General features: G+C 65.5%; 19 protein-coding genes and 2 tRNA genes. 4 read left to right on the top strand and 17 right to left on the bottom strand.

Going from position 1 to position 20554, the window contains the following annotated elements; all coding sequences use genetic code 11:
• Nucleotides 1-60: 60 nt before the first annotated feature.
• Nucleotides 61-134, bottom strand: a tRNA-Ile gene (locus JOE66_RS08400).
• A 117-nt stretch (nt 135-251) separates the two neighbouring features.
• On the bottom strand, nt 252-1550 hold the full coding sequence (locus JOE66_RS08395) for a glycosyltransferase (protein ID WP_205108472.1): 1299 nt from the start codon (nt 1548-1550) through the stop codon (nt 252-254).
• Between the two features lie 275 nt (nt 1551-1825).
• Between JOE66_RS08395 and def the strand changes: the two genes are divergently transcribed.
• The gene (gene def, locus JOE66_RS08390) at nt 1826-2398 is read left to right on the top strand and encodes a peptide deformylase (protein WP_205108470.1); all 573 of its coding nucleotides are present in this window, start codon (nt 1826-1828) and stop codon (nt 2396-2398) included.
• A 55-nt stretch (nt 2399-2453) separates the two neighbouring features.
• On the opposite strand, the gene JOE66_RS08385 is transcribed toward def, so the two are convergent.
• The 10 genes from JOE66_RS08385 to JOE66_RS08340 all read right to left on the bottom strand — a co-directional run bounded on the left by JOE66_RS08385 (nt 2454) and on the right by JOE66_RS08340 (nt 11167).
• Nucleotides 2454-2759, bottom strand: coding sequence for an AzlD domain-containing protein (locus JOE66_RS08385; RefSeq protein ID WP_205108468.1), 306 nt, complete (start codon nt 2757-2759; stop codon nt 2454-2456).
• Nucleotides 2756-3487 carry an AzlC family ABC transporter permease gene (locus JOE66_RS08380; protein WP_307827120.1) on the bottom strand — a complete coding sequence of 244 codons (732 nt, stop codon included), beginning with the start codon at nt 3485-3487 and terminating at the stop codon, nt 2756-2758. Before JOE66_RS08380 ends, JOE66_RS08385 begins: the two co-directional genes overlap by 4 nt.
• Nucleotides 3488-3628: 141 nt before the next feature.
• Nucleotides 3629-3701 (bottom strand) — tRNA-Asn (locus JOE66_RS08375).
• 148 nt (nt 3702-3849) lie between these two features.
• Nucleotides 3850-4884 (bottom strand): D-isomer specific 2-hydroxyacid dehydrogenase family protein, encoded by a 1035-nt coding sequence (locus JOE66_RS08370; protein ID WP_307827119.1) that lies wholly within the window; start codon nt 4882-4884, stop codon nt 3850-3852.
• Nucleotides 4881-5693: an ATP-binding cassette domain-containing protein gene (locus JOE66_RS08365; protein WP_205108464.1), complete on the bottom strand. Its 813-nt coding sequence runs from the start codon at nt 5691-5693 to the stop codon at nt 4881-4883. Before JOE66_RS08365 ends, JOE66_RS08370 begins: the two co-directional genes overlap by 4 nt.
• A 58-nt stretch (nt 5694-5751) precedes the next feature.
• Nucleotides 5752-7635 carry a DNA primase gene (gene dnaG / locus JOE66_RS08360; RefSeq protein WP_205108462.1) on the bottom strand — a complete coding sequence of 628 codons (1884 nt, stop codon included), beginning with the start codon at nt 7633-7635 and terminating at the stop codon, nt 5752-5754.
• Complete coding sequence (locus JOE66_RS08355; RefSeq protein WP_372435484.1) at nt 7635-8984, bottom strand: deoxyguanosinetriphosphate triphosphohydrolase; 1350 nt, start codon at nt 8982-8984, stop codon at nt 7635-7637. The genes dnaG and JOE66_RS08355 overlap by 1 nt, the downstream gene beginning before the upstream one ends.
• Complete coding sequence (dusB, locus tag JOE66_RS08350) at nt 8974-10164, bottom strand: tRNA dihydrouridine synthase DusB (protein WP_205108460.1); 1191 nt, start codon at nt 10162-10164, stop codon at nt 8974-8976. Before dusB ends, JOE66_RS08355 begins: the two co-directional genes overlap by 11 nt.
• 65 nt (nt 10165-10229) lie before the next feature.
• The gene (locus JOE66_RS08345; RefSeq protein WP_205108458.1) at nt 10230-10448 is read right to left on the bottom strand and encodes a hypothetical protein; all 219 of its coding nucleotides are present in this window, start codon (nt 10446-10448) and stop codon (nt 10230-10232) included.
• The gene (locus JOE66_RS08340) at nt 10445-11167 is read right to left on the bottom strand and encodes a DsbA family oxidoreductase (protein ID WP_205111783.1); all 723 of its coding nucleotides are present in this window, start codon (nt 11165-11167) and stop codon (nt 10445-10447) included. The genes JOE66_RS08345 and JOE66_RS08340 overlap by 4 nt, the downstream gene beginning before the upstream one ends.
• 58 nt (nt 11168-11225) lie before the next feature.
• Between JOE66_RS08340 and JOE66_RS08335 the strand changes: the two genes are divergently transcribed.
• A complete protein-coding gene (locus tag JOE66_RS08335; RefSeq protein ID WP_205108456.1) occupies nt 11226-11711 on the top strand; it encodes an aminoacyl-tRNA deacylase in 486 nt (161 codons plus the stop codon).
• 75 nt (nt 11712-11786) lie between these two features.
• Here JOE66_RS08335 and JOE66_RS08330 read toward each other — a convergent pair whose 3' ends face one another.
• The 5 genes from JOE66_RS08330 to JOE66_RS08310 all read right to left on the bottom strand — a co-directional run bounded on the left by JOE66_RS08330 (nt 11787) and on the right by JOE66_RS08310 (nt 19260).
• Nucleotides 11787-12590 carry an isoprenyl transferase gene (locus JOE66_RS08330; protein ID WP_205108454.1) on the bottom strand — a complete coding sequence of 268 codons (804 nt, stop codon included), beginning with the start codon at nt 12588-12590 and terminating at the stop codon, nt 11787-11789.
• Between the two features lie 6 nt (nt 12591-12596).
• Nucleotides 12597-13409, bottom strand: coding sequence for a DNA repair protein RecO (gene recO, locus JOE66_RS08325; protein ID WP_205108452.1), 813 nt, complete (start codon nt 13407-13409; stop codon nt 12597-12599).
• Between the two features lie 102 nt (nt 13410-13511).
• Complete coding sequence (gene leuA, locus JOE66_RS08320; protein ID WP_205108450.1) at nt 13512-15278, bottom strand: 2-isopropylmalate synthase; 1767 nt, start codon at nt 15276-15278, stop codon at nt 13512-13514.
• 128 nt (nt 15279-15406) lie between these two features.
• On the bottom strand, nt 15407-17980 hold the full coding sequence (locus JOE66_RS08315; protein WP_205108448.1) for a bifunctional lysylphosphatidylglycerol flippase/synthetase MprF: 2574 nt from the start codon (nt 17978-17980) through the stop codon (nt 15407-15409).
• A 2-nt stretch (nt 17981-17982) separates the two neighbouring features.
• Nucleotides 17983-19260, bottom strand: a complete 1278-nt coding sequence (locus JOE66_RS08310) for an alpha/beta hydrolase (protein ID WP_205108446.1) — start codon at nt 19258-19260, stop codon at nt 17983-17985.
• A 162-nt stretch (nt 19261-19422) separates the two neighbouring features.
• On the opposite strand from JOE66_RS08310, the gene JOE66_RS08305 reads away from it, so the two are divergent.
• Nucleotides 19423-19950 (top strand): TlpA family protein disulfide reductase, encoded by a 528-nt coding sequence (locus JOE66_RS08305; protein ID WP_205108444.1) that lies wholly within the window; start codon nt 19423-19425, stop codon nt 19948-19950.
• Nucleotides 19947-20489: a DUF4395 domain-containing protein gene (locus tag JOE66_RS08300; RefSeq protein WP_205108442.1), complete on the top strand. Its 543-nt coding sequence runs from the start codon at nt 19947-19949 to the stop codon at nt 20487-20489. Before JOE66_RS08305 ends, JOE66_RS08300 begins: the two co-directional genes overlap by 4 nt.
• Nucleotides 20490-20554 lie beyond the last annotated feature (65 nt).

The raw sequence follows: 20554 nt of genomic DNA, 5'->3' as shown, positions 1-20554 counted from the left end.
CTGGGCCGCCCAGCAGGGTGGACCAGGCCACCGGCCCAAGCCAGCCATCTCAATGAAGGGTGGGGCGTGCGGGACTTGAACCCGCGACCGACGGATTATGAGTCCGCTGCTCTAACCAGCTGAGCTAACGCCCCGTTGGCGGGGTGCAATACATCACACAACCGCCGCGAACCAACGATACAGGTTCGCGCATCTGGCCGGTAACAGACGCGGCCTGCTGCTCACGGACGGCATGAAGCGGAGGGTTCGCGTCAGGAGTGTGCAGCATCCGTGGCGTCGGATTCGAGTGCACCGTTGGGCAGCGCATTCGCAGCCATGATCGCGTCGATCGCGGCCGGGTCGACGTCGGATGCCCCGCGGTACAAGCGCTCGAACGTGACAATGGTGCGCTGCAGGTCATGCGCCTGGATGAAAGCGAGCGAGTTGCGCTTGAACTCGTCGAGCTCTTCTTGCGGCAGGCGGAGGAGGAACTCGATCTTGTCAGCGAGTTGCTGGGCGTTGCCGGGTTCGAAGAGAAAGCCATTTCTGCCGTCTTTGACGAGGTGGGGTAGCGCCATGGCGTCCGCAGCCACGACGGGCAGCCCAGAGGCCATGGCCTCCATCGTGGCGATGCTCTGCAGCTCGGCGATCGACGGCATGCCGAAGATCGTCGCCTTCGTGTAGGCGGCTCGGAGTTCTTCTTCACTCACGTAGCCGGTGAAGTGCACACGGTCGCCGATGCCGAGCGCCTTCGACTGGTGCTCGAGGTTCTTCAGCAGGTCGCCGCCGCCGACGATGTCGAGCTTGACGTCGAGATCGAGCGGCAGAAGAGCAATGGCCTTGATCAGCACATCGATCTGCTTCTCACCGGTGACCCGGCCGACGAAGAGGATGCGGTTGTCGGCGCGGGGCGTGAAGTCGGGCGTGTAGTTCTCGGCGTCGATGCCGCACGAGATCGCGAGCACGCCGCTCAGCCCGGTGTACTTCTCGAGGAAGTCGGCGGCGCTCTGGGTCGGTGTGGTCACGACATCGGCCCTGCCGAAGGTGCGCTTCGCTGCGCGCCACGCCATGCCGACGGCCTTGACCTGCCACGACTTCGGGAGAAGCGTGAACTCGAGCAGGTTCTCTGGCATGAAGTGGTTCGTGCCGATGATGCGCACTCCCCCGCGTTTGCGCGCGGCAATCGAGAGGCCCCTGCCCACGATGATGTGGGACTGGAAATGCACGACGTCGGGGTCGACCTGCTCAAGGATGCGGTCGCTGTTCTTGTTGATGAACCAGGGTTCTGCCCAGCGCAGCCAGTCATGCGGGTACCAGCGGTAGCTGCGCAGGCGGTGCACCGTGATGTCCTGGCCGTCGTACGTCTCTGTCCAGGTGCCGTGTTTGCGTGTCGCGGCGGGGGCGACGACGTGCACTTCGTGGCCGCGTGCGGCGAGGCCGGTTGCGAGCCGCTCGGAGAATCGTGCGCTGCCATTGACGTTCGGCGAGAAGGTGTCTGCACCAATCACGATCTTCAGGGGCTTCACGGAGCCTGCCGGGTCAGCAGATTTGTTACCGGAAGTAGCTGGCAAGTGAAAGTCTCTCTGTGGCGTGGAGGGTCTGGTCCCGCAGTGTGGTGTATCGACACGTCGTTACCGAATCGTTGCAGTCAACGCTACCCTAGTGTGCATCTGGCCGCCGTGGACGTGGCCGGCCGAACACCAGTATCGCTAGAAAGCCCGCCAAAACAAAGCCGACAGGCCACAGTCACCGAGCCTGGCCCCCTCTCGGGTGCCCGGGCGGCCCGACCGGCCCCGCCTGTGCTGAAGACTGCAAGGCCTGTGTTCGCCGCCGATAAGCTTTCTGAATGACTGTTCTTCCAATCCGGATCTCGGGCGACCCTGTCCTGCACTCCCCGGCGGTCGCCGTCACCGAATTCGACGATGAGCTGCGCACGCTCGTGTCCGACATGATCGACACGATGCACGCCGCACCGGGTGTCGGCCTTGCCGCGCCCCAGGTCGGCGTCTCACTGCGACTCTTCGTGTACGAGTACACCGACAGCGACGGCCTCGTGCACAGCGGCACGGCGATCAATCCCGTTCTGCTGGTGAGCCCGCCCCCCGTCGCCGACACAGACGACGACGCCGACGAAGAGGGCTGCCTGTCGTTCCCCGGCGAGCGGTTTCCGCTGCTTCGTTCTTCCGACGCGCTCCTGACCGCGGTCGACATCGATGGCAAACCCTTCGAGGTTCGAGCGAGCGGCTGGCTTGCACGCATCTTCCAGCACGAATACGACCATCTCGACGGGTACCTCTACGTCGACCGCCTCGAGTATCCGTACTCCAAGGCCGCGACGAAGATCGCCCGCAAGCGCAGTTGGTCGGGCCCCGGGTCGAGTTGGATGCCCGGGGTCGACACCTTCGAAGGCGGGGCCTGAGCACCACCACTGTCCGCGCGGGCCAGGCGACCGCCGACCGGTTGCGGGCTGCGAGCTATGAGAGGGCGCGCACGCCTGCGGCCACCACGGCAGCGCTCAACACGACGACGATGAACGGGACCTTCAGCGCGTAGAGGCTGGCTGCCACGAGCACGGCGGGTACCCGGGCATCCAGAATCACCTGCTGGCCATGCGCCAGCGTCTGCACAGAGATGAGTGCGGCGAGCAGGGCGACCGTCAGCAGGTTCGCCACCCGTGCCGGTGTCGGCCGTGAGACCAGCGCCGGGGGGATGAGATAGCCCACAAGCTTGAGGGCGAAGCAGGCTATGGCGGCGAGGATCACCACCTGCCACATCGTCATGAGGGCATTCCCTCGATCGGGGCGATCTCGGCCGTCTGCGGGCCCTGCCTGGGGCCAAGCCAGTTGGTCAGACCGAAGAGCACGGCGACCAGGGCTGCGACGATCACGGGCAGTCCCGGCGCGAGAACGGGCGTCAGGAGGGTCGCAGCGACTGCGGCGCCCACCGCGACGGCCTGGGCCTGCCGCGCCTTCAGCCGGGGCCACAGAAGCCCGAGGAAGGCTGCTGCCGCGGCCGCATCGAGCCCGTAGGCGCTCACGTCGCCGATCAGGTTGCCAATGAGGGCGCCGAGCAGGGTGGTGATGTTCCAGCCGACGAAGACAACGAGACCGGTGACCCAGAACCCGGCGCGCTGGGCCACCAGGGTGGGCTGGGCGACCGCCACAGCGACGGACTCGTCAATGGTGAGGTGAGCGGCGAGAGTTCGCCTGAACCAGCCGGAGCCGACCACGGGGGACATGCGGAGCGCATAGATCACGTTCCGGGAGCCGAGCAGAGCTGCTCCCGCGATGGCCGAGGGGGCCGCGGCGAGGCCGCCGGAGGCCAGCACGCCGATCAGGGCGAACTGCGAGCCCCCCGTGAACATGACAAGGCTCAGAAAGCAGGTCTGCCAGACGTCGAGCCCGGCAGCCGTCGAGAGCGCTCCGAACGAGATGCCATACGCCGCCGTTGCCACGCCGACGGCCAGTCCCGCGCGCGCAGCCGAACGGGAATCAGGGCTCGAGTACACCGCTCTATTCTGCCGCCTCGATCGTGCCGGGCTGTGCCTGCAGAGCTTCAGACCGGGTTGTGAGATCTTGCCGCGATCCCGACGACCGTGCATTCAGAAAACAAAAAAGGCCGCCGGGGTGGAGCCCTGACGACCTTTTCGCTCCCCGACTTGGACTCGAACCAAGAACCTGCCGGTTAACAGCCGGCTGCTCTGCCAATTGAGCTATCGAGGAATGCTGAAACAGCTTGGTTACATTATCACGAAACACCTGTGCGCTAAATCGAGAAGCACTCATACGCGGTTCCGGCACGGTCCCAGGCCACCGAGTCGACCGTTCGAGCACCGACCGGGCCGACGCTTTCGTGAGCCGTGTCGACCGCCTAATACCCGGCCTGCGGGTCGACGACACCCGCAAAACTGCCGTCGCCGAGAAACGCGACCACGTTCCGTCGAAGACGTTCCGCGAGCAGGGGCGCCGTCATCTCGGGCGTGTCGGCTGAGTGCGGGGTGATGATGACGTTCGGTGCGCTCCAGAGTGGATGCCCGTCAGGCAGTGGCTCCGGATCGGTGACGTCGACCCCGGCCCCGGCTATGGCACCGGAATGGAGGGCGTCGACCAGGGCGCCGGTGTCGACCAGGCCGCCGCGGGCGATGTTCACGAGGATGGCCGAAGACTTCATCACGGCGAACTGTGCCTGCCCGATGAGGTGCTTCGTGTCGTCGGTCATCGCGGCGGCGAGCACAACGACGTCGGCGGTCGCCAAGGCAATGTCGAGATCATCCGTCGACACCGTTCGGTCTGCTCCCGGCAGAGGTTCAGCGCTGCGGCGGACGACCGTGGTCTTCACACCGAAGGGGGCCAGCAGGCGAAGCAGTTCGACCGCGATACCACCGGCACCGACAATGACCACGGAGAGGCCGTAGAGGGACTCCCCTGTCGACTCGTGTGACCAGGTCGTTGCCGCCAGACGCTCCGGCAGCCGCCGGAGCAGGGCAAGGGTGAGCATGAGCGCATGCTCGGCGACGGGTTGGGCGTAGGCCCCCTTCGCGCTCGTCCAGAGCAGCTGGGGCCGGTCACAGCGCTTGAGGAGCCCGGAGAAGGCGTCGACCCCGGCCCACGGCAGCTGCACCCACTGGATCGCGGGATGGGTCGTGAGGATCTGCTCCAGTCGTTCGGGCTCGCTCGAGGTGAGCCAGACGATTGCCCTCGTTTCGGCGTCGAGGTCAGTGATCTGGCCGCCGCCGGCCAGCACGGCGTCCACGAAGAGTGCTCCCGGCTTCGGCAGGATGGCGATGTTCCCCGAGGTAGGTCGGCGATCGCTCGCGAGCGGCGCGGACTCGACCGCTGTCACTGCGCGGTGCTGGCCGGCTCGAGGGCCAGCGGTCTCCGGCTGGTCGTAGCGGGAGGTGCTCACTGGGCCCGCCCTCCTGCCGCACGGGCGAGACCGGCGACGTAGGGATGCCGTGGGTCGGCGAGCACGTCGTCGATGGTGCCGACCCCCACGACCACGCCCTCATGCAGAACGATGATGCGGTCGACGGAACGTCGCAGAACTTCGAGGTCATGGCTCACGATGAGTGCGGTTGCGCCGCGTTCGCGTTGGAGGGTCGAAATGACGTCCACGACGGCTCCACGAACCGACGGGTCCACCCCCGCCGTGGGTTCATCGGCGATCAGGAAGACCGGGTCGAGGATCAGCGACCGAGCGATCGAGACACGCTGTCGCTGGCCACTGGAGAGCTCGTGCGGGAGTTTCAGTGCCGTGCCGACGGGCAGGAGAAGAGCATCCAGAAGCGTTGCCACACGGAGACTGGCACTCTTCTCGTTGAAATGCTTGTCGCGAGCGAATAAGGGCTCTGCAACCGATTCGGCAACAGTCATGTTCGAGACCAGGCTGAGGGACGAGTCCTGCGGAAGATAGCCCACGCCGTACGTCAGGCGATTGAACCTGCGCCCGCGCACGCCCTTGCGGAGGTCGAAGCCGAGCACATCCAGTGTCCCCCCGACGACCCGCGCGAGCGAATCCCGGGAACCGCCGCTGCCCTGGCCTGCCGCGACCCGGGCAAGCGTCGATTTGCCCGAGCCGCTCGACCCGATGAGCCCGACGATCTCGCCCGGTTCCAGTCGCATGCTCACACCGCGAACGGCAGTGTACGACGGACTGACACTGTGAGCGGGGTATTCGATGGTCACGTCTGAAGCCGCCATCACTGGCTCACTCATGCACTGGCTCTCTCATGCGCTGGCTCACTCATGAAACGAGCCTAATGCTCCCCCTCGGTCACTCCGCGTGAATGGCGCGGCGATCGGCTTCGAGTTGCATCAACTCCCGTTGGAGAGAGCGGTACTGCTCTGGAGCAGCAGCTGCGTCGGTGCGCTGCAGCTGCCCGAGCACCTCTTCTTTTCTGCGTACGAGGTGACGTTCGACGAGCGAAGAGGTGACGCGCCTCAGATAGACATCGAGTTCGCGCTCCGGCCGTTCGGGAATCGGGGCAACCGCGAGCTGTTCCACCAAGGTCGCGAACTGCGGGGGCACGCGCCCGACGATCGTCGCCACCCAATCCGGCCGCTCGTAGTCGTCGATCGAGGCGGCGATCGCATCGCGCACCGCGGCGAGCGGTTCGCTGTTGAAGCCGACGAGGGATGCCCGTGCGAGCAGTTCCCGGCCTACAGACTTCGGATACTGGAGCATGGCCATGAGGGCATCGCGTTCGAGCCTCACCTGGGTGGTACCAGGCAATTGGGTCAGCGAAAACGAGGAAACAGGCGATGCTGTCGTTTCTGGCACTCCCGCTGACCCGCGGGCGGCGTTCTCAGAGCGGGTACTGGCAGCCGACTCGGGCGAAGTTCGCCTGCTCGCCTCGACCGCCCGCGAGACCTCGGTGACGTCGATTCCGAGGAGTCTCGCCAGTTCCCGGGTGTAGCCGGGGCGGAGTGCAGGGTCACGGATGTCGGCGACCACCGGCGCAGCATCGCGCAGCGCGCCAGCCCGGCCCTCGACGGTATTGAGATCGTAGTTCGAGAGCTTCTGCCGGATGACGAATTCGAACATCGGTTTCTTCGACGAGATCAGGCGCCTTACTGCATCGTCGCCCTTGTTCAGCCTGAGGTCGCAGGGGTCGAGCCCATCGGGGGCGACGGCGACGTAGGTCTGGGCCGCGAAGCGCTGTTCTTCGCTGAAGGCACGGAGGGCGGCCTTCTGGCCCGCCGCGTCGGGGTCGAAGGTGAAGACCACCTCACCCAGACCGGCCGTGTCGTCGCCGAGAATACGACGGATCATCTTGATGTGGTCGACCCCGAATGCCGTTCCACAGGTGGCGACCGCCGTCGTCACACCGGCGAGGTGGCACGCCATGACGTCGGTGTAACCCTCCACGACGACGACCTGGCGGCCCCGGGCGATGTCGCGTTTGGCGAGGTCGAGACCGTAGAGCACCTGCGACTTGTGGTAGACGGGCGTCTCGGGCGTGTTCAGGTACTTCGGCCCCTTGTCATCGTCGAAGAGCCGTCGGGCGCCGAACCCCACGGTCTGGCCGGTCTGGTCGCGAATCGGCCAGACCAGGCGGCCCCGGAAGCGGTCATAGGTACCACGCTCCCCCGTGCTCGTGAGCCCCGCTGCACTGAGCTCGTCGTTCGTGAACCCCCGGGTTCGAAGGTGCTTGCCGAGGTTGTCCCAGCCCTGGGGGGCATAGCCGACGCCGAAGCGCTCGGCTGCTGAAGCATCGAATCCACGCTCGCCGAGAAAGCGACGACCTTCATCGGCGCCGTCGGTCATGAGCTGCTCGATGAACCACTCCCTGGCGGCTTCATTCGCCGCCAGCAGCCGTGCCCTGTTGCTGTGGTCGCTGGCCTGGCCACCGTCTTCGTAGTGAAGTTCGAAGCCGATACCGGAGGCGAGCCGTTCGACCGCTTCACTGAAGGTGACATGGTCCATCTTCTGGAGGAAGGTGAACACGTCACCTCCCTCACCGCAGCCGAAGCAGTGGTAGTAGCCCACCTGGGGTCGCACATGAAAGCTCGGCGACCGCTCGTCGTGAAACGGGCAGAGCCCCTTCATCGAGCCGACACCGGCACTCTTCAAAGTGACGAACTCGCCGACGACATCGGCGATGTTGATGCGCGACCGCACCTCGTCGATGTCGGCACGCCTGATGAGCCCGGCCATCAGTGCGCGGGCGCTTCAGCGGGGCGCTGGGTCGACAACGCTGGTGAGAGGTCGAAGGGTGCTGCCGGCGCGAGAAGCCGCCGGTGCCAGGCCAGCGCGGACTGGTCGGTGAGGCTTGCCACCTGGTCGACGATCACGCGCTTTCTGGCGGCGTCTGACTGTGCATCAGACCAGTCACCGACGAACGCAGGCTCGAGGTTCCGGTCGCCACTTGCGAGCAGGAGTTCGGCAAGCTCGACCAACAGTGCGCGCTGGGTGCGGTAGATCGGCTTGCGTTTCGAACTCGACATGACGAACGCGGCGACGATTCCTTTCAGAACGGCGATCTCGACCTCGACACTGCGCGGCACGATCACGTTCGCGCCGAACCGGATCAGCTGGGACCCGGGGTACGCCTCGCGAGTGGCCTGGGTTGCTGCACCCGCAAACCTCCCGATGAGCTGGCTGGTCAGATTCTTGAGCTTCGCCTGGGCTATCCGGCCGCCGTTCCACTCGTCGACCCAGACATCGAGGGAGTCGAGTCGGTCGAATGCGGCGATCAGTTCGTCATGGCTAAACGAGCCGCCGACCCACGAATGCATGCTGGTCACGAGCTCATCGTGGTTGACCCGGGACCCCAGGGCCGACACATCGATGTAGCCGTTCAGCACGGCGTCTTCGAAGTCATGGACCGAATAGGCGATGTCGTCGGAGAGATCCATCACCTGCGCCTCGATGCAGAGCACCCGCGGCGGCGCCTCTTCGCGCAACCACGCGAAGACCGCGCTGTCGTCGGCGTAGACGCCGAACTTCTGCCGCCCACTCGCGTCGCTGACCGCAGTGTCGCTCGCCCAGGGATACTTGCAGCTGGCGTCGAGGGATGCCCGGGTGAGGTTCAGCCCGAAACTCTCGCCGTTCGGCCCGACGACCTTGGGCTCGAGACGGGTGAGAATGCGCAGGCTCTGAGCGTTGCCTTCGAAACCGCCGATGTCGGCAGCCCATTCGGACAGCGCCCGTTCGCCGTTGTGGCCGAACGGCGGATGCCCGAGGTCGTGCGCGAGGCACGCCGTGTCGACAACATCGGGGTCGAGGCCGAGGCTCGAGGCGAGCTCACGCCCGACCTGGGCGACCTCGAGCGAGTGGGTGAGGCGGTTGCGAGCGAAGTCGAGGTCGGCTGTAGGGCTCAGGACCTGGGTCTTGGCGGCAAGCCGTCGCAAGGCGCCGGAGTGCAGGAGCCTGGCCCTGTCCCTGGCGAAATCGCTGCGCCTGCTGTAGTGCTCCTCGGGCAGAGGTCGCTCGGTGTCGTGAAGGGAATACCCGCCACTCGCGCCGTCGACCACCGCGGCGGCCCGCACGGTGTCAGCCACCACTGTGCTCCAGCTCGGCACCGGCAAGCTCGGCGAGCCCCGGTGTATCGAGCGAGCGCGACTCGAGCCACTTGTTCGGCAGGGCGGGCCGCTTGGGGCGCCCGGCGCGACCGCGAGGCCCTTCGGCGTCGACGCCGGGATAGGGAAGGCTGCCGTCGAGAGTGGCAAGCAGGTCATCCATCTCGGCCAGGCTCGTGACCATGGCCAAAGCGGTACGCAGTTCATGGCCAACGGGATAACCCTTGAAATACCAGGCGACGTGTTTGCGAATGTCGCGGCAGGCCCGCTCCTCGCCGTCGTAGAACTCTGTCAGAAGTTCGGCGTGGCGGCGCAGAGCCCGCGCAACATCGCCGAGGGGCGGCTGCACCCGGGAAGCCAGTGACTCGGCTTCGGTGATCTCGCCGGCTCGAGCCCGGAAGGCCGCGGTGAGGTCAGCGAACAGCCAGGGCCTGCCGAGGCACCCCCTGCCGACGACCACACCGTCGCACCCTGTCTCGTCGACCATGCGCAGCGCATCGTCGGCCGACCAGATGTCACCGTTGCCGAGCACAGGGATGCTCGTGATCGTCTCTTTGAGCGCGCTGATGGCCGACCAGTCCGCGTGCCCCGAATAGAAGTCCGCAGCAGTTCGCGCATGCAGGGCAATCGAAGCGACACCGGCACCCTCAGCGGCGCGGGCCGCTTCGAGGTACGTCAGGTGGTCGTCATCGATGCCCTTGCGCATCTTGACCGTGACCGGGATGTCGCCGGCAGCTGTGACGGCTGCTTCGACGATCCCGCGGAAGAGGTCGCTCTTCCAGGGCAGCGCCGCGCCTCCGCCCCGGCGCGTGACCTTGGGTACGGGGCACCCGAAGTTCATGTCAATGTGGTCTGCGCGGTTCTCTGCCACCAGCATGGTGACCGCCTCGCCCATTGTCTTGGGGTCGACGCCGTACAGCTGGATCGACCTGATGGTCTCTGACGGGTGGTGGGTGATGAGCCGCATGGACTCTGGCGTGCGTTCGACCAGGGCGCGGCTCGTGATCATCTCACTCACGAAGAGCCCGGTGCCGTATTCGCGGCAGAGCCGCCGGTACGCCGTGTTCGTCACTCCGGCCATCGGGGCGAGCACGATGGGCACGTCGAGTTCGATCGGGCCGATTGTGAGCCCCGGGGTGCGGGTGACGGTGGGAAGGGAAGACATTGCTTCAATTCTCCCAGAGTTTCGGGACGGCCATGCCGTTTCGCCTGGCCCTGTGCACAGACGCGTTACGGGGTGCGGTCGGTGGAGGAGTTCTTGTCGGTGATCTCGGGCACCTCGCACACGCCGTCGACCCCGCAGACGGCGGAGCTGGCGGTGTCGCGCAGCAGCTGGACCAGTGTGGAGGCGGTGCCGATCCTGCGAATCGTGCCGCGGGCGGTCCCGCCGGGCAGAGCCGCGCTCGAAAGCTCGATTGGAGCGCCTGTGGGGGCATGTTCTTCCGTCACTGTGACACCTCGGTGTCGGCGACTCCGGCAGGTGCGCTGACCAGGCTCGCCTCGCCGCGTTCTTCAGCCAGCTGCGCGAAGACCTGGGCGAATGCCGACTCCTCCTGGGCGCCCGAGACACCGTATTTGGAGTCGAAGACGAAGAATGGCACGCCCTGGATGCCGAACTCCACGGCCTGGGCCTGATCGGCCCTCACATCGGCCAGGAACTCGTTGCTCTGCAGCGAACGAAGAACGTCGGCGCGGTCGAGCCCGATCTCGGCAGCAAGGTCGGCCAGGTCTTCATCGCGCCCCACGTGACGGCCCTCTTCGAAGTAGGCCTTCAGCAGGCGCTCCTTCACTTCGAGCTGCACGCCGTGCGCCTTGGCATAGTGGATCAGCTGGTGGGCCTTCACGGTATTGGTGTGCTGCAGGGCGTCGTAGTCGTAACGCAGCCCGACACTCTCGGCGATACCGGTGACGCGCTCGAGCATGCCCTCGACCTGGGCTGGGGCGAGACCCTTGTGCCCGGCAAGAAAGTCGACTTCACTGCCCTCGAAGTCAACCGGTGTGTCTGGCGAGAGTTCGAAGCTGTGGTACTCGATCTCAACCGGAAGAGCTGCGCCCTCAGCCACAGACGCCGCGTATTGGGCGATCCCGCCCTCGAGCTGCCGCTTACCGATGTAGCACCAGGGGCAGGCGATATCCGACCAGACGTCGACTTTGATGGCTTCACTCATGTAGTGGGCAACGACAGTGCCGAGCGAGGTATTCCCGGGCATCGGCTTAGATGGATGCATGCCGCAGAGCGCTACAGAACGAGTCGATCACGATGCACGTGCGCGCGGTCTCACCATCGAGATCGTCGAACGCCCCCCGGCGAACAGCCTCGAGGAGGCCGCTGCACTGCTGGGCCTTCTGCCCTCTGACGTGGTCAAGTCGCTGGTCGTCAAACGCCACGATGGCGACTATCTTTTCGCGCTGGTGCCGGGCGATCGCCAGATCAGCTGGTCGAAGCTCCGGGCCCTGCTGGGTGTCAACAAGCTCTCACTGCCGTCACCCGAGCGGGCCCTCGAGGCCACGGGCTATGAGCGCGGAACCATCACCCCGCTCGGCAGCACCACCCTGCTGCCCGTCATCGCAGACGAACGGATGCTCGGCAAACGCATCGCGCTCGGCGCCGGAGCGCCCGGGCACAGCCTGCTCGTCGACGCCGACGCACTGCTCGCGTCGTTCGATGCCACCATCGCCGACATCACCGACCCCCTCCAGCCTCGCGACTGACCTGATCGACTCTCCTGCTTCTGTCGGTGCCTGCTACGTCGACCGACGGAACGGGGAAAGTCAATTGGCGGCGGATCAGGGTTTCGGGGCGTCCACCGCGCCACCGAAACGGCGGGAGCGGCCAGCGTAGTGGTCGATGGCCTCCCACAGGTCGGTGCGGGAGAAGTCCGGCCACAGGCGGTCGAGAAACACCATCTCGGCGTAGGCCGACTGCCAGAGCATGAAGTTGCTCGTTCGTTGCTCCCCCGAGCTGCGCACGAACAGGTCCACATCGGGGAGGTCGGGAACGTAGAGGTGGCGCTGGATCACCTTCTCCGAGATGCCACCTGGCTTCAGCCGCCCGGCGGCGACCTCTGCGGCGATGGACTGCACAGCATCCGTCAGCTCGTTCCTGCCGCCGTAGTTGACGCACATGGTGAGCGTGAGAGTGGAATTCGCTTCTGTGAGGCGTTCGGCGAACTGCAATTCGTTGATGACGGATGCCCAGAGCCTCGGCCTGCGCCCCGCCCACCGCACGCGCACGCCCCATTCGTTGAGCTGGTCGCGGCGCCGATGCAGCACTTCGCGGTTGAAGCCCATCAGGAAGCGCACCTCGTCGGGAGACCGCTTCCAGTTCTCGGTGGAGAAGGCGTACACGCTGAGGTGCTTCACGCCGATCTGGATGGCGCCGGCCACAACGTCAAGCAGCGAGGCTTCGCCGGCCTTGTGACCCTCGACCCTCGTGAGCCCGCGCGCATTGGCCCACCGACCGTTGCCGTCCATCACGATAGCGATGTGTGCTGGCACCTGCGACCGCGGAATGTCTGGCGGGTAGATTCCGGTGTAGTCGAGGGGGCGGAACTCGGCCGCGAGGGGGGAGGTCTTCTGCACACGGCTCATGAGGCTTCAGGCTTTCGTTCTGGGATCACTGGTCAGCGGTGCCGGCGTGCTCAGCCGAGCGAGTTGCGCCTCTCGCAGGGTATGGATGGTCGAATTCGAGCGGTCCACATGCTGGAGCGATTTCAGCCCCCGTTCAAGGTGCCACTGGGTGTAGGCGGCGACGATACCACTCGCCTGCGAGCGAACCCGTTCCGCAGTGGAGTCTGCCGTCACCCAGTCGCCGGAGAGCAGCGCACTCAGCAGCCCGAGTGTCGCCTGGTCGAGTCTCGGCGTGCCCGGCGGGGCGAGTTCGTCGCTCACCACTCCACCGAGCTGAACGACGAAGGCCGAATGCGGGCCCGGCGCACCAGACACGGCGCAATCGGAGAAGCTCGGTGCCCATCCCGCCATCGACAGCGCTCTCAGCAGGTACGAGTCGAGTGTCAGGCTCGAACCGTGTTCGCCGCGGGACAGCGAACGGAGGGCGCCCACCAGAAGAAGATACTGCTGTTGGGTCGCGTCGGCCTCTGTCAGCTTGTCGGCGGTCTCGACCATCGCGCTTGCCGCGGTGTAACTGGCGTAGTCGGCCGAGATCTCAGCACCGTAGGAGGCGATGGTCTCCGCCTGGGTGATGGTATCGAGCGTTCGACCCTCGAAGAACTGCACATCGGCCACCATGAAGGGCTCGAGGCGTGCACCGAACTTGGACGCGGTTCGGCGCACACCCTTGGCGACGGCACGGATCTTGCCATTCTGCCGCGAGAGCATGGTGACGATGCGGTCGGCTTCGCCCAGCTTGTGGGTACGAAGCACGACCACGTCGTCTCGGTAGAGGGGCACAGTCAATTATCGGTCATGGCTCGATGCTGTAGCGGAAGCACGGCCGAACGTGGGGGTTTCGATACGTACCTTCAGTGCTACTCAACCAGCTGGGAGCAAGACTCACACGGAGGCGAGCTGGCGGTCGCGACCGGTCACGCGGATGGCGCGGTTCACCGCCGACACGACCGCTTTGAGCGACGCTGTCGAGATGTCTGCGTCGATTCCGACTCCCCAGTAGGTGACGCCCTCGACCTGGCACTCGACGTAGGCCGCAGCCAAGGCGTCTCCCCCGGCACTCAGCGCATGTTCGACGTAGTCGAAGACACGCACTTCGACACCCTCGGTGCCGAGAACATCGAGGAAAGCTGCAATCGGGCCGTTGCCGGACCCGACGATCTGCCGAGTCTCCTCGCCGACCCGCAGGTCGACGGTGAGGGATGTCGTGCCGTTCAGATCGCTCGAGGTGCTGGTGCGCGTCAGCTCGAACCTGCCCCACTTGTCTTCGGCGCGCGAAATGGGAGCGGGAAGGTACTCGTCCTGGAAGATCGACCAGATCTCATCGCTGGTGACCTCGCCGCCCTCGGCATCGGTCTTGGCCTGCACGACACCGCTGAACTCGATCTGCAGGCGGCGGGGCAGGTCGAGCGCGTGGTCGTTCTTGAGTAGGTAGGCGACCCCGCCCTTGCCGGACTGCGAGTTGACCCGGATGACGGCTTCGTAGCTGCGACCGAGGTCTTTGGGGTCGATGGGCAGGTACGGCACGGCCCAGAGCAGCGAATCGACGTGTACGCCCTGGGCGGCCGCGTCGGCCTCCATGGCTTCGAAGCCCTTCTTGATCGCATCTTGGTGCGAGCCGCTGAAGGCGGTGTACACCAGGTCGCCGGCCCAGGGGCTGCGCTCGTGCACCTTGAGCTGGTTGCAGTACTCGGCGGTGCGGCGCACACCGTCGAGGTCGCTGAAGTCGATCTGCGGGTCGATGCCCTGGGTGAACAGGTTGATGCCCAGCGCGACCAAGTCGACGTTGCCGGTGCGCTCACCGTTGCCGAAGAGGCAGCCCTCGATGCGGTCGGCGCCGGCCATGTAGCCGAGTTCGGCTGCCGCGACTGCCGTACCGCGATCGTTGTGCGGGTGCAGCGAGATGATCACGTTCTCGCGATGGTTCAGATTGCGGGACATCCACTCGATCGAATCGGCGTAGACGTTCGGCGTCGCCATCTCGACGGTCGACGGCAGGTTGACGATCACCTTGCGTTCGGCGGTCGGCTCGAGCACCTCCAGCACCTGGTTCGTGATGTCGAGAGCGAAGTCGAGTTCGGTACCCGTGTAGCTCTCTGGCGAGTACTCGTAGTAGACCGTCGTCGCGGGAATCGTCTTCTCGTACTGGCGGCACAGCCTCGCGCCCTCGAGTGCCAGGTCGATGATGCCCTGCTTGTCGCTTCTGAACACGACGTCACGCTGCAGGATGCTCGTGGAGTTGTAGAGGTGCACGATCGCCTGTTTCGCACCGACGATCGACTCGTACGTGCGCGCGATCAGGTGCTCCCTGGCCTGCGTCAGAACCTGGATGGTGACATCGGCCGGAATGGCGTCTTCGTCGATGAGGCTTCGAACGAAATCGAAGTCGGTCTGGCTCGCACTCGGGAAGCCGACCTCGATCTCCTTGTACCCCATGCGCACCAGCAGGTCGAACATGATGCGCTTGCGCTCGGGGTTCATCGGGTCGATGAGCGACTGGTTGCCGTCGCGGAGGTCGACCGCGCACCAGCGCGGGGCCTGGGTGATGACGGTGGACGGCCAGGTGCGGTCAGGCAGATCGACGGCGAACGTCTCGGTGTACGGGCGATACTTGTGGATCGGCATTGCCGATGCGGTCTGGTGGTTCTTCACGGGTTCTTCTCCTGCGGTTCAGCGTATGGGGGTGGGCCAACGACAAACTCCGCGACGAGGGAGCCCTGTTAGCGCTCGTCGCGGCAGCTAAGAAGGAGCAGACCGAAAGACACCCTTTCAGGGTAGCACTATGCCGAGCGACTCAGGAAGCCGAGGGCATGCCGTGCTGAGAAAGTGGGCACGTAGGCGCGAGTCAAAGCAACGCCGACTGCCGGTAACGACAGCGGGTCGGCGTACGCCAGGTACAGCGGCACATTGCGGGGCCGGAACTTCTGCTTGAAGACGAGCAGTGAGCGAAATCCGTATATCGGTTCGAGTGCCCGCCCCAACACTCCCAGCACCGCTGCGCGAGCACCCTCCTGCCCGGCACCGGCCGATTCGGTGTGCGCAAGCGGGGCCGCAGACAGGCTCACGAACTCGAGCCCAGCATCGCGGGCAGCCAGCACCGTCTCGGCAATCGTGAACTCCATGATGCCGTTCATGGCTCCCTGGCGGCGGCGCATGAAATCCAGCGTCCAGCCGATGACCTGACTGTCGCGGTACGTGGGGAGCCAGCTCGTCACAGCGAGGATGGTTCCTGAGTCGTCGAAGGCAAGCGTGAGCGTCACCTCGGGGTCGGTCAGCTCATCGACCCCTCCGAGAGTGAATCCCATCTCGGGCAGATCCTTCTCGGCGATCCAGCCCTCCGAGATGTCCCTGATCTGGGCGATCTGCGGCAGCGTCAGGTTGTGGTACGCGGTCAACTCCGCTCGCACCCCGGTCTTCACCGCCTTGTTGATCGACGTGCGGATGTCCTGCATCCTCCTGCCCTGCAGGGAGAAGGCCCGCGGGTCGATGGTCGCCTCTTCGGCAATCTGAAGCAGTGACCACTGCAATTCGTCGAAAACGGGTTGCATAGCTCCCGAGACGACGTAGAACACGGGCGTCCAGCCATGATTGGTGCAGAAGACGGTGAAGTGGCGAATGGCGTCGGCCCGATCATCCGGTTCGCCCAGGGGTTCACCGAGGGCGATCGCCACCCCGTTCACAACACGGTAGGCGACAGCAGAAGTACGGCCATCAGAGAACCAGTAGTGGTTTCCGGGCCAGGTCGCCATCCATGACAACGACCCGCGGCCACCTCGGTACAGGAGCGACCGGATGATCGCAGTGGCGTTTGCGGCAGAACCCAGTCGAACGTGCGAGATCGACAGAATGGCACCGACAATCACGCTGAACCAGAAAGCCGGGCCTACCCAGCCGTACACGAATCGGGCCGCATCACCCACGGGAAAGACGTCGACCCGTTCGAGCGAGAGGAAGCCGACTGGCATGAAGCGCTCCGGCAGGTCGGTCAGGAGGTCGGAGAGTGAGACGACCGGATCGAATTGGGCACGGAACATCAGGGCGAGGGCGAGGTAGACGAGTGCGATGACGATGAAGGCGACGCCGACACCCAGGAAGAACCGGGGAGTTGCGCCTTCGGAGAATTCGGTCGGGAAGATGCGCAGGTTGACGATCAGCAGGGCGGCGATGACCAACGGGAGGGCGATCGAGATGATCACCGAGATGCTGTACTGGTCGAACTGCCCGTTGGAGAGGTCGAAGAAGGTGTTGGCTCCCAGTGCGGGCAGAACGCCGTAGTAAGCGATGCCCAGCACCGAGAGGAACACGTTCACGCTCACAGCCAGCCACAGGGCGACCCGGCGGCCGCGGAGGATGCCGATTGCCGCGATGACCAGCACGACGAGCGGGAGCACCGTGACGAGCACCGGCCCCGGGCCGTCGAGCCTGGCCAGCGAGAACGAGTCAGCGCAGGCGTCGCTGTAGCCGACTGCAGCGCAGTCGGCCGCCCCAGCGACCGATCCGAGGGTGTCCCGAAAGAGCAGCCCCAGTGGCTGCAACGGGCCGAAACCGCTCGGTGTGATGATGGTGATGAGGGGCCCGACAGCCGTGATGGCCACCAGGGCAGCGAGCAGTGATCGTCGTTCCCGGTGCGAACTGCGCGTCAGGTTCAGTCGTGTCGCCGGCGTTCGGTTCACGCGCCGGGTCCAGAGTGAGCCGATGATGAGGCCGGCAACCGCGGCAATCACCCGGTAGAGGTCTCTCGGCTCGCCGGAGTAGAGAACGAACATGAGGAGTCCGGCGAAACCCAGCAGCCGGATGCGGCGCCGCAGAAGCGGGCCGGTGAAGGCGCTGGCGGCCATGATCGTACCGACGATCGGGATCACGGGGTCGATCGTTGCCTGCGAACGTACCTGCTCGGCGGCGATCAGGCCGAGCCAGAGACCGATTCCCTCAACGAGCACCCCCAGGATTCCACCGAGAATAGCGACACTCAGGTAGACGACAATCGTGCGCCAGGTGCCCATCAGGCGTTCGGCCGCACCGAGCACCACCAGGATCAGCGGCAGCAGTACGACGATGTGCAGGGCTCTGGCACCGATGAGTACCGAGGTCACTGGCGCGAACCAGTGATGCTGCGTGACCACCGAGTCGAAGCTCTGCGAAAGCACCCCGTCGAGAATCCGGTAGAGCGACGCATGGAAGACCAGCTGCAGCACGCTCACCACCGTCGCGACACCGGCGATCGTCCAGGTGAACGGAATGGACGACGCCCAGCGGCCGAGCCACGACTCGAAGCGCCGAAGTCGTCGGCGCGCGCGTTCGGAAGGCGCCCCAGACGGCGCCACAGTGGGGCGAGGAGCCAGAGATGTCGTCATGATCAGAGCCCCCAGTGAGCGGAGAGTTCGGCGAACCCACGACCGAAAGCATACGTCGCCGTGGTGTAGTCGTGGGCACTGTCCGGAGCCACGAAGTAGGAGACAGTCATGCCGGCAGCCCGGGCAGCGTCAGACATCACCACTGCGTCTGGCTGATAGATCGTGTCGTTCTGGCCCGCCGAGAAGACGGCGAAAGTCGAATAGGGCGCACGAGCCTTCAGGATGGACTCCGGCAACGCGGCGAGATAGGCCGCCCGACTGCCTGCGAACCCGGAGTCGATGGTCTCCTGTTCCTCGCCGTTCGCCGGCACCAGCTCACCCGACACGTCGAGAATGGCCCCGAAGAGCTCCGGATGCCCTGCCCCGAGCTGGATCGAGCAGGTACCGCCCTGTGAGAACCCGGCGATACCCCACTCCGGCCCGGGTGCAGCGACCGGCAGCGAGGACCTGATCCAGTTCACGACGTCGACGGTGAGATACGTCGCCGAGTTACCCAGGGCACCGTCGACGCACATCGGATTGTTCTGCGCATCACCGAGCTGGTCGGGTGAGACCACGATCGGCGCGAGACCCGAATGGGCCTGGGCGAAGGTGTCGAGCGATTCGATGAGGTGCCCGGAGACCAGCGGGTCGGAGGGCGATCCCGGTTGGCCCGAAAGGGTGATCACGACAGGGAGTACTGGTGGCGAAGCAGTGAGCGCAGCAGGCGGCAGGTAGACGAGCGCTTTTCTCGCCACGAATCCCGAGACCGTCGCGGGAATGCTCACCGACGCGACCATGCCCGTCGCAGGCATGTCCGCTGGTGCCGACCAGCTCGCCGACAGGGGTGAGGGGTAGTCGTGTGCCGCCGCAAGGGCGGGCACCGAGACAGAGTCATACGGGCTGACGCCGAGCAGCGAGTTGACGGTCGGGTACGTTCCGAAATCGATGTTGATTCCGACTGCGCCCGTCATCAGGAACACGACACTGGCACAGAGGCCGAGTGCCTTGTGGTACCACCGCGATCGCCAGAACGAACACAGCGCCACAGCGACACCGGCGAACGTGGCGGCAATCCAGAGCCGCGTCGCGAACGAGAAGTCGACACCGACGAGGTTCAGCACGTCGTCCGTGAGCCAGGTCGCGGCCGCGCCGACCAGGGCACCTACGCCAGCCGCCACGGCCAGCGCGGTCGAATGCGACCGCCGCCGCCATCGCAGCCCCGGCCTGACGAGAACCAGAAAGAGGAGGAGCGCCACGGAGGCAGAGCACAGAGCGATGACGAGCGGACCCTCGATCATGCTCATGGTTCCCCATGAGCCCATGTTCACCCTCACTCGCTGCCCCAGCACTGCAGCACCCAGTGTGCTCCGCCTCGCTGAACGTTTACTCAGCGCCACCTGTTCGTAATCTCAGGTCACAATCGGGCCGGGTTGTGCCCCCGCGCGTACCGTGGTCACATCATGACTCTGACCACTGTGCTCATCGTTCTCGCCCTCGTCGGTGCGACGACGGTGGTCGGATTGCTGTGGCGTCGAAGCCAGGGCACGGCTGTGCGAACAGTGGATGCCCGGCAGGGCCCAGGCGGACGCAGCACGTCACCATCGGTCCCCTCGATCGACCTGGGGAACGACACGGTGTCGGGCGGCACCGCAGGGCTCGCCGAATCGGACTTCGGAACCGATATCACCTTCGGGGAACACGCGACGCTCCTGCAGTTCTCGACTGAATTCTGCTCCACGTGCCCGGCTACGCGCAGGCGACTGGGTCTGCTGGCAGAGCAGTACGACGACGTGCATCACGTCGATGTCGACCTCACTCACCGTGGTGACCTGGCCAACAGGTTCCGCATCCTCCAGACGCCGACCACGTTCATTCTCGACCGACACGGTCGCATCACGGCCCGGATCGGGGGCGCTCCCCGCCCGGGTGCCGTCGAGGCAGAGCTCGCCGCACTCCACTCAACTCGATCAGTCAGGAGCGACCATTGAGCGCCGCCAGCACCTCCGCGAAGTCTGCAACCACGTCGTCCCGCCCGGCAGAGAGACGCGGCATCGACCCGCGCGGACCTCGGTTCAGCGCTGGCATCACCGCAGTGCTGCTGATCGCTGTACTCCTGCTCGGACTCGGCTCGACCGCCACTCCAGCCGAATCGATCGGCGGTCGAACTGCAGAACCCGCCTTCATCCTGCTCGCGGTCATCAGTGCGCTGTTCGCCTGGGGTGCGTTCGCCGGTGTCAGACGTCACCCGTACGGCCTGCTCTTCCGTGCCCTCATCCGGCCGCGCCTTCCCGCGCCCACTGAATTGGAAGACCCAAAACCCCCGACCTTTGCCCAGGGTGTCGGCTTTGCCATCACCCTGGCCGGCCTTGTTCTCGCCCTCGCCGGTGTTCCGTACGCCGTGGTGATTGCAGCAGCTGCAGCCTTCGTGGCCGCATTCCTCAACTCGGTCTTCGGATACTGCCTCGGTTGCCAGCTGTACCTGCTGCTCATCCGGGTCACGAAGGCACAGCCGGCGCTCGGGGCCTGACACCTCCTTCAGCCTTCACTGGCGAGTAGTCTGGAGAAACCGATCCAGGAGGCCAAGGCCACGTT

It is taken from the genome of Subtercola frigoramans (genome assembly GCF_016907385.1).
Lineage (GTDB): Bacteria > Actinomycetota > Actinomycetes > Actinomycetales > Microbacteriaceae > Subtercola > Subtercola frigoramans.
The sequence above is the reverse complement of the archived record's forward strand: the minus strand, read 5'-3'. Positions and strand labels throughout refer to the sequence as shown.